Annotated in this window: 11 protein-coding genes; 3 read left to right on the top strand and 8 right to left on the bottom strand. The window is 72.1% G+C overall.

What is annotated here, in order from left to right:
• The 4 genes from mrdA to B351_RS0104135 all read right to left on the bottom strand — a co-directional run.
• The coding region (gene mrdA / locus B351_RS0104150; RefSeq protein WP_019397793.1) for a penicillin-binding protein 2 at positions 1 to 1932 on the bottom strand (1932 nt) is incomplete at its 3' end.
• Positions 1933 to 1941: 9 nt separating this feature from the next.
• The gene (gene mreD / locus B351_RS0104145) at positions 1942 to 2427 is read right to left on the bottom strand and encodes a rod shape-determining protein MreD (protein WP_019397792.1); all 486 of its coding nucleotides are present in this window, start codon (positions 2425 to 2427) and stop codon (positions 1942 to 1944) included.
• Complete coding sequence (gene mreC, locus B351_RS16180; RefSeq protein ID WP_019397791.1) at positions 2424 to 3398, bottom strand: rod shape-determining protein MreC; 975 nt, start codon at positions 3396 to 3398, stop codon at positions 2424 to 2426. Before mreC ends, mreD begins: the two co-directional genes overlap by 4 nt.
• Before the next feature lie 103 nt (positions 3399 to 3501).
• The gene (locus B351_RS0104135; RefSeq protein ID WP_013533965.1) at positions 3502 to 4548 is read right to left on the bottom strand and encodes a rod shape-determining protein; all 1047 of its coding nucleotides are present in this window, start codon (positions 4546 to 4548) and stop codon (positions 3502 to 3504) included.
• A 330-nt stretch (positions 4549 to 4878) separates the two neighbouring features.
• On the opposite strand from B351_RS0104135, the gene B351_RS0104130 reads away from it, so the two are divergent.
• Positions 4879 to 5814: a carbohydrate kinase family protein gene (locus tag B351_RS0104130; protein ID WP_019397790.1), complete on the top strand. Its 936-nt coding sequence runs from the start codon at positions 4879 to 4881 to the stop codon at positions 5812 to 5814.
• Between the two features lie 72 nt (positions 5815 to 5886).
• Here the strand turns inward: B351_RS0104130 and B351_RS0104125 are convergent, their stop codons facing one another.
• The 4 genes from B351_RS0104125 to ubiE all read right to left on the bottom strand — a co-directional run bounded on the left by B351_RS0104125 (position 5887) and on the right by ubiE (position 9854).
• Entirely contained in the window at positions 5887 to 6153 is a 267-nt protein-coding gene (locus B351_RS0104125; protein ID WP_019397789.1) for a hypothetical protein, read from the bottom strand.
• 7 nt (positions 6154 to 6160) lie between these two features.
• Positions 6161 to 6880, bottom strand: coding sequence for a hypothetical protein (locus tag B351_RS0104120; protein WP_050992134.1), 720 nt, complete (start codon positions 6878 to 6880; stop codon positions 6161 to 6163).
• 71 nt (positions 6881 to 6951) lie between these two features.
• Positions 6952 to 8886, bottom strand: coding sequence for a M1 family metallopeptidase (locus B351_RS0104115; protein ID WP_026010342.1), 1935 nt, complete (start codon positions 8884 to 8886; stop codon positions 6952 to 6954).
• Between the two features lie 206 nt (positions 8887 to 9092).
• Positions 9093 to 9854 carry a bifunctional demethylmenaquinone methyltransferase/2-methoxy-6-polyprenyl-1,4-benzoquinol methylase UbiE gene (ubiE, locus tag B351_RS0104110; protein ID WP_019397786.1) on the bottom strand — a complete coding sequence of 254 codons (762 nt, stop codon included), beginning with the start codon at positions 9852 to 9854 and terminating at the stop codon, positions 9093 to 9095.
• 89 nt (positions 9855 to 9943) lie between these two features.
• Here ubiE and B351_RS0104105 point away from each other — a divergent pair, with 89 nt between their 5' ends.
• Together B351_RS0104105 and B351_RS0104100 are read left to right on the top strand one after the other, a co-directional pair.
• A complete protein-coding gene (locus tag B351_RS0104105) occupies positions 9944 to 10411 on the top strand; it encodes a MarR family winged helix-turn-helix transcriptional regulator (protein ID WP_026010341.1) in 468 nt (155 codons plus the stop codon).
• A gap of 6 nt (positions 10412 to 10417) precedes the next feature.
• The gene (locus B351_RS0104100; protein ID WP_019397784.1) at positions 10418 to 12082 is read left to right on the top strand and encodes an MFS transporter; all 1665 of its coding nucleotides are present in this window, start codon (positions 10418 to 10420) and stop codon (positions 12080 to 12082) included.
• Positions 12083 to 12088 lie beyond the last annotated feature (6 nt).

Genomic DNA, 12088 nt, shown 5'->3' with positions numbered 1-12088 from the left:
CTGCCCCGCCGCGTCCAGCGGCGCGCACCCGGCGCCGCCCTCGCTGCAGGAGGCAGGCTGCGGGGCGCCGTCCAGCGGTTCCAGCCCGTCCGGCAGCTTGCCCAGCAGCCAGGCGTCGAAGATCTTGCGCGCGATCGGCGCGGCGGTGCTGCCGCCGTAGCCGCCGCCCTCCACCGCCACCGCCACCGCGATCTGCGGGTCCTCGGCCGGGGCGAAGCCGATGAACAGCGCGCGGTGGCGCAGGTGCATGGGCAGGCTGCGCGGGTCGACCGCGCTGGTGCCGCGGCGGCTGACCACCTGCGCGGTGCCGGTCTTGCCGGCGATCCGGTACGGCGCGCCGACGCCGATCGCGCGCGCGGTGCCGCCGGGGCCGTGCACGGTCATCTCCATGCCCTCGCGCACCACCCGGAGGTTGTCCGGGCGCTCGCTGATCCGCTCCGGCTCGCCGCCGGGCAGCGGCGCCCACGGCGCGTCGAAGCGGTCGCGGCGCGCCTCCACCAGGCGCGGACGGCGTAGCCGGCCCTCGTCGGCCAGGGCACCGGTGGCGCGCACCATCTGCAGCGGGGTGACCTTCCAGTCGCCCTGGCCGATGGAGATGTTCACGGTGTCGCCGGGATACCAGCGCTCCTTGCGCTGCTTCATCTTCCACGCCGGGGTGGGCAGGATGCCCGAGCTCTCGCCGACCAGGTCGATGCCCGAGGGCTGGCCGAAGCCGTAGCGCACCAGGAAGCGCTCGATCCGCTCGATGCCCATGTCCAGCGCCAGCTGGTAGTAGTACGTGTTGACCGAATCGGCGATCGACTTGCGCGCATCGGTCCAGCCATGGCCGCCGCGGTGCGAATCGCCCCAGCCACGGCTGGTGCCGGGCAGGTAGAACATGCCGGTAGAAAGCGTGCGGTCCTCGGGCCGGCGCACGCCGCTGTCCAGGCCGGCCAGGGCCAGGAACGGCTTGAGCGTCGACCCGGGGGCCACGCCGCCCAGCACCGCGCGGTTGAACTGCGGGCGCGAGGGGTTGTCCATCAGCGCGCGGTAGTCGGCGTGGGAGATGCCGTTGACGAACAGGTTGGGGTCGTACGACGGCAGGCTCACCAGCGCCAGGATCTCGCCGGTGCGCGGATCCATCGCCACCGCCGTGCCCTCCAGGTCGCCGAACGCGGCCACGGTGGCGCGCTGCAGCTCGGCGTCGATCGACAGGCGCAGGTCCGCGCCCGGACGCGCCGGCACCCGGCCCACGGTGCGCAGGGCGCGGCCCTGGACGTTGGTCTCGATCTGCTCGTAGCCGACCTTGCCGCGCAGCACGTCCTCGTAGGCGCGCTCGATCCCGGTCTTGCCGATGTGGGTCAGCGCGCTGCCGCCCTCGCCCAGCGTCTCCAGGTCCTTCTCGTCGATCCGGCCGACGTAGCCGATCACGTGCGCGAACAGCTCGCCGTAGGGGTAGTGCCGGGTCAGGTACGGCTCCATCTCCACGCCCGGGAAGCGCCAGCGGTTGACCGCGAACGCGGCCATCTCCTCGTCGGTGAGGCGCAGCTTCAGGGTGATCGGCCGGAAGCCGCGCCCGGCCTTGCGCTCGCGGCGGAAGCGCTCGATGTCGTCCTCGTCCAGCCGGATCAGCCGGCCGAGCTCGGCCAGCAGCTTCTCGGTGTCGCCGGCCTTGTCCGGGACCACGTCCAGGCGGAAGGCGGGCACGTTCTCGGCCAGCAGCCGGCCCTGGCGGTCGTAGATCATGCCGCGCGCGGGCACCACCGGCCGCGGGCGGATGCGGTTGGCCTCCGAGCGGGTGGCGTAGTCGTCGTGCTGCAGCACCTGCAGGCGGAAATACCAGGCCGCCAGCCCGCCCAGGGCCAGCGCCACGGCGAGGAAGCCGAGCGCGGCGCGGCGCCGGAACTGCTCGGCCTCGGCGTGCGGATTCTTGCTCGCGCGGCGGCTGCCCATGCGATGGCCTCAGTCCCGGCGGCCCAGGCGCAGGGCGTCCAGCAGCAGGAACAGCGGCGGCCACAGCGCCAGGCCCAGCAGCGGCGCCCACCAGTATTCCCATGGCAGCAGCGGCTGCCCCAGGGCCAGGTTCACCGCCGCGTCGACGATGCGGTCGTTGAGCAGCAGCGCGCCGATCGCCAGCGCCTGCTGCGACAGCGGGAAGAAACGCAGCCGGGCGCGGAAGCGCTGCAGGATGAAGGCCATGATCACCAGCCGCAGGGCCTGCTCGCCGAGCAGGCTGCCGTAGGCCAGGTCGGCGACCAGGCCGCAGGCGAAGGCCAGGCCCAGGCCGGCGCGCGAGGGCGTCTCGATCACCCAGTAGGCCAGCACCAGGGCCAGCCAGTACGGCCGCAGCGGCTGCAGCTGCGCGTGCAGCGGCAGCAGGCCCAGCAGCAGCGCCAGCAGCAGGCTCAGCGGCAGCAGCCAGCCACCGAGGCGGTCGCGGGCGCTCATCGGGTCGCCTCCTGCGGAGGCTGTGATTCGTTATTGGGGATTGGTGATTCGGAAGAGCCGGCGGCCGGCTCCCCTTGCGCGGCCGGATCCTCGGCCTCGCCGGGCTCGCCGGGGACGGGAGGGAGCGGCAGGTCGGGAGCGGCGCCGGGGCGCAGGAGCAGGACGTCGCGGCCGCGATCCAGCTGCGCGGCCGGCCTCAGCGCGCCGACCAGGAAGGCCTGGCTGTCGTCCGGGTGCAGGGCGGTGATGGTGGCCACCGGGAAACCCGGCGGGAAGCGCCCGCCCAGGCCGGAGGTGACCAGCTGGTCGCCAACCTGCACGTCCTGGTTGAGCGGGATGTCGCGCAGCTCCAGGCGGTCGCCGCGGCCGTACACGATCAGGCGCACGCCGTTGCGCGCCACCATCACCGGCACCGCGTGGTCCGGGTCGGTCAGCAGCAGCACGGTGGACTGGGTCGGGGTGGTCTCGATCACCTGGCCGAGCAGGCCGCCGGCGTCGATCACCGCCTGCCCGCGCTGCACGCCCTGGCGGCTGCCGGCACGCAGCACCAGGCGCTGGCGCGAGGGCTCCAGGTCGATGTCCAGGATCGGCACCAGCTGCACGTCCAGGCCGCGCCGCTCGACCACGCCCAGCAGTTCGCGCAGCTGGGCGTTGTCGACCGCGGCGTTGCGCAGCCGGGTCAGGCGCGCATTGGCCACCAGCAGCTCGTTGCGCAGGCGCCGGTTCTCCTCGACCAGGCTGGCGTGCGAGGCCAGGCCGTCGCGCAGCGCGCCGCGGACCGTCCCCGGCAGGCCGGCGATGCTGCGCAGCGGCTGCACCAGCACCGTGGCCTGGGTGCGCACCCACGACAGCCAGCCGCCGCGGTGGTCCAGCACCAGCAGGGTCACGGCCAGGGCGAGGTAGGCCAGCAGCCGCAGGGGACCGGATTCACCGGGGCGCGCAGCGTGTGGGGAACCGGCGTAGGACGACACGGACGGTGATCAGTCGGGGCAGCGCGGCGGAGATGGGAGTATGGCGGCAGCGTCCGCCGCTGGCGAACGCCGCCCCGGCGCGGGGCGGCGCGGAGAGCGCGGGTCAGTCCGGCGCGAAGAACTCGTTGCCGTGCATGTCGACCAGCTCCAGCGCGCGGCCGCCACCGCGGGCCACGCAGGTCAGCGGGTCGTCGGCGACCTGCACGTGCAGGCCGGTCTCCTCGGAGATCAGCTTGTCCAGGTCGGCCAGCAGGGCGCCGCCGCCGGTCAGCACGATGCCGCGCTCGGCCACGTCCGCGCCCAGTTCCGGCGGGGTCTGCTCCAGCGCCAGCTTGACCGCCGAGACGATGCCCGACAGCGGCTCGTGCAGCGCCTCCAGCACCTCGTTGGAGTTGATCTTGATCATCTTCGGCACGCCCTCGGCGAGGTTGCGGCCGGTGATCTCCATCTCCTTGGCCTCGGCCTGCGGATAGGCGCAACCCAGCTCCATCTTGATCCGCTCGGCGGTCACCTCGCCGATCAGCATGCCGTGGTTGCGGCGCACGTAGTTGGTGATCGCCTCGTCGAAGCGGTCGCCGCCGATGCGCACCGAAGCCGAATACACGATGCCGTTGAGCGAGATCACGGCGACCTCGGTGGTACCGCCGCCGATGTCGATGACCATCGAGCCGCGCGCCTCGGACACCGGCATGCCGGCGCCGATCGCCGCGGCCATCGGCTCCTCGATCAGGTAGACGTCGCGGGCGCCGGCCTCCTCGGCCGATTCCTTGATCGCGCGGCGCTCGACCTGGGTGGAGCCGGCCGGCACGCACACCAGCACGCGCGGGCTCGGACGCAGGACCCGGGCCTTGTGCACCTTCTTGATGAAGTGCTTGAGCATGGCCTCGGTGTAGGTGAAGTCGGCGATCACGCCATCCTTCATCGGCCGGATGGTGGTGATGTTGCCCGGGGTGCGGCCCAGCATCTGCTTGGCCTCCGCGCCCACCGCCGCGACCGAGCGGGTGCCGCCGATCGCGCGGTCCTGGCGCACCGCCACCACCGAAGGCTCGTTCAGCACGATGCCCTGCCCGCGGACATAGATCAGGGTATTGGCCGTGCCCAGGTCGATGGACAGGTCGTTGGAGAACATGCCGCGGAGCTTCTTGAACATCGAGGGGCGGTCCTGGGGTTTCCGGGTAGGAAAGGAGGCGGGGCGTGGCGGAACCGGCGAGGTGCCGGTGCTTGCGCGGTCGGCGCCAGGAGGCGCGCCGATGGCGAAATTTTGGACAGCAAAAACAGGTCGGCTAGCCTAGCAACGGGGCCGGTCGCGGGCAAGGAATTCCGCGGTAATCCGCGGGTTTGGACGCATCCGGGGCGCCGCCGGCGGCGCCCGCCCCGAGGCCCGGGCTGGCCGCGCGGGGGCGCAGCCGGTAACCTTTGCGCCGCGGCGCAAGGCCGCAGCCCCTGTCACGCGCGCCGCGCGCGCCCGAGTCCCAAGCCGATGTCCACCCTGATCTGTGGTTCCCTCGCCTACGACACCATCATGGTGTTCCCGGACCAGTTCAAGAACCACATCCTGCCGGACAAGGTGCACATCCTGAACGTCTCCTTCCTGGTCCCGCGCATGCGCCGGGAGTTCGGTGGCTGCGCCGGCAACATCGCCTACAACCTCCACCTGCTCGGCGGCAAGCCGGTGCCGATGGGCACCGTTGGCGGCGATTTCGGCCCTTATCGCGAGCATTTCGAGTCCCTTGGCATCGACCTGTCGCAGGTCAAGGTGATCGAGGAGCTGTTCACCCCGCAGGCCTTCATCACCACCGACCACGACAACAACCAGATCACCGCCTTCCACCCGGGCGCGATGATGCGTTCGCACGAGAACCACGTGAAGGACGTGCCGGGGATCACCCTGGGCCTGGTCGGCCCGGACGGCCGCGAGGGCATGTTGCAGAACGCCGCCGAGTTCCACGAGATGGGCGTGCCGTTCATCTTCGACCCGGGCCAGGCCATGCCGCTGTTCAACGGCCAGGAGCTGCGCCAGTTCATCGAGCTGGCCGACTACGTGGTGGTCAACGACTACGAGTCCAACCTGCTGCAGGAGCGCACCGGCTGGACCGACCGCGAGATCGTCTCGCGGGTGAAGGCCTACATCACCACCCAGGGCCCGCGTGGCGCCCTAGTGCATACCCCGGAGAAGACCTACGAGGTGCCGCCGGCGCACGAGCGCCGGGTGGTCGATCCGACCGGCTGCGGCGACGCCTTCCGCGCCGGCCTGATCTTCGGCATCGAGCAGGGCTACGACTGGCTGACCATCGGCCGCATGGGCAACCTGATGGGGGCGCTCAAGGTCGAGCACCCCGGCACCCAGAACCAGCGCTTCGACTTCGCCGAGTTCAACGAGCACTTCCGCCAGCAGTTCGGCTACAGCCTCGAGTAAGGCGGCCCGCGCCGCCGGGCAGGCGCCCGGCACCGCCGTCGCCGCGGGCCAGGCCAGCCCGCGCCTTCGCTTTCAGCCTTCCGCCGGCGGGCTTGCCGCCGCGGGCGCCGCCCTGGCCGCCTGCTCCAGCCAGGCCGGCAGATCGCGCCGGCGCACGCCCTGGCGGCGGGCCAGGGCCAGCTGCTCCAGCATCCACTGCCGCCGCGCCGGGTCCTCGCCGGCCAGCGACAGCGCCAGGTCGCGGTCCATCCAGCGCCGCACCAGCACGAACAGGACCACGTGCAGGGCGATGGCCAGCACGCTGACCACCGCCACGACCACGTAGTCCAGGTTCGGCATGGCGGCGTCAGTCCCAGCCCGGCATCTGGCTGCCGTCCAGGCCGCCGGTCTCGAACACCGCGGTGCGGCTGCCGCCGGCCTTTACCGGGAAGCTGATCTCCAGCCGCCGCGCCTGGCGCATGCGCTTCCACAGCCCGCGGTAGTCCTCGATGAACATGGCGATGGCCTCGTCGGTTTTCGGGCGCCAAGCCGACATCGGCCGCGCCGCGGCATCGTCGAACTTCACCTGGACCTTGCAGCCGCCGTAGCAGTCGAAGTCGCCGCCCTCCAGCACCAGGTAGGCGCTGCGCTTCCACTCGGGATGGTCGCGGATCACCAGCTGCACCGCGGCCGGCCGGCTGCCGCCGGTGTCCACCGGCTCCTGGCTGAGGATCGCCGCGGTGCGCTGTTCGCCCCTGCCGGCCGGCACCCGGGCGTAGTTCCACAGGCTGGCCAGGCGGCGCTGCTCGCGCGCCTCCTCGGCGCGCGCCTTGACCTCCTCCAGCCCGGGGCCGATGGCCGCGGCGGCCTCGCTGTCCGGGTACTGGTCCAGCAGGGCCACGCCGTGGACCCGCGCCAGTTCCCAGTTGCGGTCGGCCACCGCCGCCTCGTACTGGCGCTGCAGTTCCGCCGCGGCACGGGCCCGGGCCTCGGCCTCGGCGGCCAGCTGCGCCTGGCGCTGGGCCTCGCGGTCGGTGCAGGCGCTGGCGCCGGCCAGGGTGGCGGCCAGCAGCAGGGCCAGGGACAGTCGCGGACGGATCGGCTGCATGTCTTGCTTCCTCGGGCGGGCGCGCCGGGTGGGCCGGCGCGCCCGGGGTCTTACTGCTTCGCGCCTTCGGCGCGGGCCAGGATCGCCTCCACCGAGGCGGTGGTGATCGGGTGGTAGCCGGGCCTGGCGCGCTCGAACACCTCGCGGGCGAAGGCCAGGCCGTCCGGCGTCTTCACCAGCTCCAGGTACACCGGCAGGATCAGCTTGCGCCGGCCGACCCGCTGGATGAACTCGCCGGCCGCCGGGCGCGCCTCGAGGTAGCCGCTGCGCAGGGCCAGCGGATACCAGCGCATGGCGATCTCGCCGTTCGGGGTGCCGGTGAAGCGGTAGGCCTTGTCCAGCTGCGCCAGCCGCGCGGGCTCGAGGCTCTGGCCCATGCCTTCCAGGAAGCGCACCCAGGCCTGGGTGCCCCAGTCGGCGGTCACCTGCGGGCTGGGCAGCTCGCCGCTGCCGAGCCAGGCGATGCGCGCGCTGTCCACGCTGGCGAAGGTGCGCGCCTGCGCCGGGGTGGCGAACGCGGGGATGCCGGGCTGGTTGAGCCAGGCGTCCAGCTCTTCCTCGGTCACCGCCATCGGGTTGTCCTTCAGCAGCTTCTCGCGCAGGTAGGCGACGAACTGCTCGCTGTCGGCGCTCTGGAAGGCGTGGTCGTCGAACCAGCCGCGCAGGAAGGGGTCGAACTTCGCGCGGCCCACCCGCTGCTCCAGGAACTGCAGGAACCAGGCGCCCTTGGTGTAGGCCACCTCGCTCAGCGCCTCGTCCGGGTCGCGTGCGGCCAGCGGCGGCAGCACCAGCAGCTGGTCCTGGGCGGCCATGTGCTCCATGTCGGCCTTGACCCCGGCCTGGTCGATCTGGCGCTCCATCTCGGCCAGCTCCTCGCCGTACAGCGCCTCGACGATGCGGCCCTGGACGTAGGTGGTGAAGCCCTCGTTGAGCCAGATGTCCTTCCAGCTGGCGTTGGTGACCAGGTTGCCGGACCAGCTGTGCGCCAGCTCGTGGGCGATCAGCGAGACCAGCGACTTGTCGCCGACGATCACGGTCGGGGTGATGAAGCTCAGGCGCGGGTTCTCCATGCCGCCGAACGGGAACGACAGCGGCAGCACCAGCATGTCGTAGCGCTCCCACCGGTAGGCGCCGTACAGGCCCTCGGTGGCGACGATCATCTGCTCGGTGTCCTCGAACTCCTTCACCGCGCGGTCGACCATGGACGGCTCGGCCCACACGCCGCTGCGCGCGGAGATCGGCTTGAACACCAGGTCGCCGGCGGCGATCGCCAGCAGGTAGGACGGGATCGGCTGCGGCATGGTGAAGCTGTAGTCGCCGTCGCGCACCGCCGCCGGGTCGTTGTCGGCGCTCATCAGCACCATCACGTCCGGGCGGGTGGTGACGTGCGCGCTATAGGTGAAGCGCACGCCCGGGGTGTCCTGCAGCGGCACCCAGCTGCGGGCATGGATCGCCTGCGACTGGCTGAACATGAAGGGCAGCTTGCCGCCCTCGGTCATCGACGGCTCCAGCCACTGCAGGCCGGAAGCCTGCGGCGAGGTGGCGTAGGTGACGCGGATCCTGGCGTTGCGCTGCGGCGCCTGGATGGTCAGCTTGCTGCCGAACACCGGGTCGGCCTCGGCCAGCTCGAACTGCAGCGGGGTCCAGGCGCCGTCGACCTCGCCCTCGACCTTGTCGATGGCCAGGTCGCGGGTGTCCAGCACCAGCTGGGTGGCCTTCGGATCGGCCCACTGCAGGGCGTAGGTGGCGGTGCCCGACAGCTGGCGGGCGTCGAAGTCCAGCTTCAGGTCCAGCGCCAGGTCGGCGATGCGCACCTTGTCCGGCTCGGACCAGGAGCTTTCGTCGTGGCGGCGGGCCGAGGCCTGGGCGGCCTGGGCCGGGCGGGCCTGGGGATTGGCGGGATCGGCCGGACCGGCCTGTTCGCCGGAGCAGCCGCTGGCGGCGGCGGTCATGGCAAGGGTGAGCAGCAGGGCTGGAAAGCGCATGTTCGAGGGTCAAGCGGAAAACAGCGAGTGTACCGCGCGCCCCGCGCCCTGCCCCCTTTCCCAGGCCGGTGGCCCCTGACCCCGGCTGGCGGCCGGCCACCGGCGCAGGCCACGCCACGCCGGGCGCGCCCGCGCCCCGGCCACCCGCCGACGCGCAGGCCGGGCAAGCCGGAAGGACAATCCGGGCCGCCTGGCGGCCCGCGCGCTCAGACCTTGTAGCCGGTATGCACCGCGACGATGCCGGCGCTGAGGTTCACGTAGCCGCAGCGCGACAGCCCGGCCTCTTCCATCATCGCCTTCAGCTGCTCCTGCGGCGGATGCTTGCGGATGCTCTCGGCCAGGTACTGGTAGCTGGCGGCATCGCCGGCGAACAGCTGGCCCAGCCTCGGCAGCACCTTGAACGAGTGGAAGTCGTAGATCGGCCGGAACCACTCGGCCTTCACCTCGGAGAACTCCAGCACCCGCGCCTGGCCACCCACGCGCAGCACGCGCGCGATCTCGCGCAGGGCCGCGTCCTTGTCGGTGACGTTGCGCAGGCCGAAGGCCATGGTCACCAGGTCGAAGCTGCCATCCGGGAACGGCAGCTTCTCGGCGTTGCACTGCACGTACTCCAGGCCCGAGACCAGGCCGCGGTCGGTGAGGCGGTCGCGGCCGACCGAGAGCATACCGGCGTTGATATCGCCCAGCACGATCTGCCCGGTGGCGCCCACGCGCGGCTTGAGCAGCGCGGCGATGTCGCCGGTGCCGCCGGCCAGGTCCAGCACCCGGTCGCCCGGCTTCACCTGGCAGGTGGCGGTGAAGTAGCGCTTCCACGCGCGGTGGATGCCCAGGCTCATCAGGTCGTTCATCAGGTCGTACTTGCGCGCGACCGAGGTGAAGACCTGGCCCACCAGCTTCTGCTTCTCCGTGGCCGGGACGTCCCGGAAGCCGAAGTGGGTGGTGCCGCGTTCGTAGGGGGATTCGCTCATGCGGCAATTATGGCACCACGGGCGTGGAGGCCGCCCGCCGGGCGCGCGGTTCCGGCCAGTTCATAAGCCAAGCTTACAATATGGCTCCCATGGAAACCCACTCCCCCTCCCGCGGCGACGACAGCTTCGGCTTCCTGCTGGTCACCGCCGCCCGCCTGCTGCGCCAGCGCTTCGAGGCCGCCCTGGCCGCGGCCGACCTGGACATGACCCCCGGCGAGGCCCGCACCCTGGTGGTGGCCGACAAGCTCGGCCCGGTGCGCCAGACCGAGCTGGCTGCGGCGCTGTCGATCGAGCCGATGTCGCTGGTCGCCCACCTGGACCGGCTGGAGGCGCGCGGCATGGTCGAGCGCCGGCCCGATCCGGACGACCGCCGCAGCAAGCGCGTGCACCTGGCGCCGAAGGCGCGCCCGGCCCTGCGCCGGATCCTGCGCGTGCTCGGCCAGGCGCGCGAGCAGGCCATGCAGGACTTCGGCCCGGACGAGACCGCGCAGTTCCACGACTACCTGCGGCGGCTGTGCCGCAGCCTTGGCGCCGCGCCCGGGGACGGCAACGGCTGAACCCCGATGGACCCGCGCTACATCCCGCGGCAGTGGCTCCCGCACGAACGCCCGACTTTCCCCGGCTCGCCGTCCACGCCCCACCATCCCACCCTGCGCCGGCTGCAGTTCGCCGGCGTGGGCGTGCTGGTGGCGCTGGCCGGCGGCCTCGGCAACGCCCTGGTCAGCGCCAACCTGCCCTACCTGCAGGGCAACTTCGGCGCCTACGCCTGGGAAATGCAGTGGCTGCCGGCGGCGTTCTTCATGACCAGCATGTCGGCCAACCTGGTGCTGGTGAAGTTCCGCCAGCAGTACGGCCTGCGCCTGTTCACCGAGATCTGCCTGGCGCTGTACGCGGCCATCGCCCTGGCCCACCTGTTCGCCAACGACCTCGGCTCGGCGGTGGCGGTGCGTGCCGCGCATGGCCTGTGCGCCACCGCGCTCAACTCGCTGGGCGTGTACTACATGATCCAGGCCTTCCCGCCCGAGCACCGCCGCAAGGCCCTGGCCATCGCCCTGGGCCTGACCCAGCTGCCGATCCCGCTGGCGCGGATGTTCTCCACCGAGCTGCTGCAGCTGGGCGAATGGCGCGGCCTGCACGTGTTCGAACTGGGCCTGGCGATGGTGGCGCTGGCCGGGGTGCTGGCGGTGAAGCTGCCGCCCGGCGACCGCTACAAGGTGTTCGAGCGGCTGGACCTGGCCACCCTGCTGAGCTTCATCCCCGGCGCCGCGGGCCTGGCCGTGGTCCTGGCCTTCGGCCCGGTGCTGTGGTGGACCGACACCCCCTGGCTGGGCCTGGTGCTGGCCGCCTCGCTGGCCCTGCTGGCGGTGGCCGCGGTGATCGAGCACAACCGCCGCAATCCCATGCTCAACCTGCGCTGGCTGGCCAGCGGCGACCTGCTGCGGCTGACCCTGTCGATCCTGCTGATCCGCGTCTGCCTGTCCGAGCACAGCTTCGGCGCGGTGCCCATGTTCCAGCAGCTGGGCCTGGACAACGCCCAGCTGCAGGTGATGTCGGCGATGGTGGTGGCCGGCTGCCTGTGCGGGATCGCGGCCAGTGCCCTGACCCTGGCGCCGCCGAACTTCCCGCAGCAGCTGATCGCGGCGGTGCTGCTGATCGCCACCAGCGCGTTCATGGACGCGCACGCCACCAGCCAGACCCGGCCGGCACAGATGTACCTCAGCCAGTTCCTGATCGGCTGCGGCAGCACCGTCTTCATCGCCCCGGCCATGCTCAGCGGCATCGGCAAGGTGCTGGCCCAGCCGCGCAACTTCATCAGCTTCATCGTCCTGTTCGGCATGGCCCAGGGCCTGGGCAGCCTGCTCGGCAGCGCGGTGCTCGGCAGCTTCCTCACCGTGCGCACCCGGCTGCACGCCGCGCGCCTGGGCGAGGGCCTGGAGCTGCCCGACCCGCAGGTGGCCGCGCGCCTGCACGGCTACGCCGCGCTGCACCTGCACGACGTGCCCGATGCGGCGCAGCGCCAGCTGCAGGCGCTGCGCATGCTCGGCCAGGCCACCGGGCGCGAAACCACGGTGCTGGCCTACAACGACCTGTTCCTGCTGGTCGGCTGGCTGTCGCTGGCCACCCTGGCCTGGCTGCTGGCCGACCTATACCTGCGCCGGCGCAAGGCCGCGCCGCAACCCACCGCACCCGGCGCGTCGCCCGCGCCCGCTTCCCCCGCACGCCCATGAACGCCC

It is taken from the genome of Pseudoxanthomonas sp. GW2 (genome assembly GCF_000283075.1).
GTDB lineage: Bacteria > Pseudomonadota > Gammaproteobacteria > Xanthomonadales > Xanthomonadaceae > Pseudoxanthomonas.
Note: the sequence above shows the minus strand (reverse complement) of the source record. Positions and strands in the feature narration are given on the sequence as shown.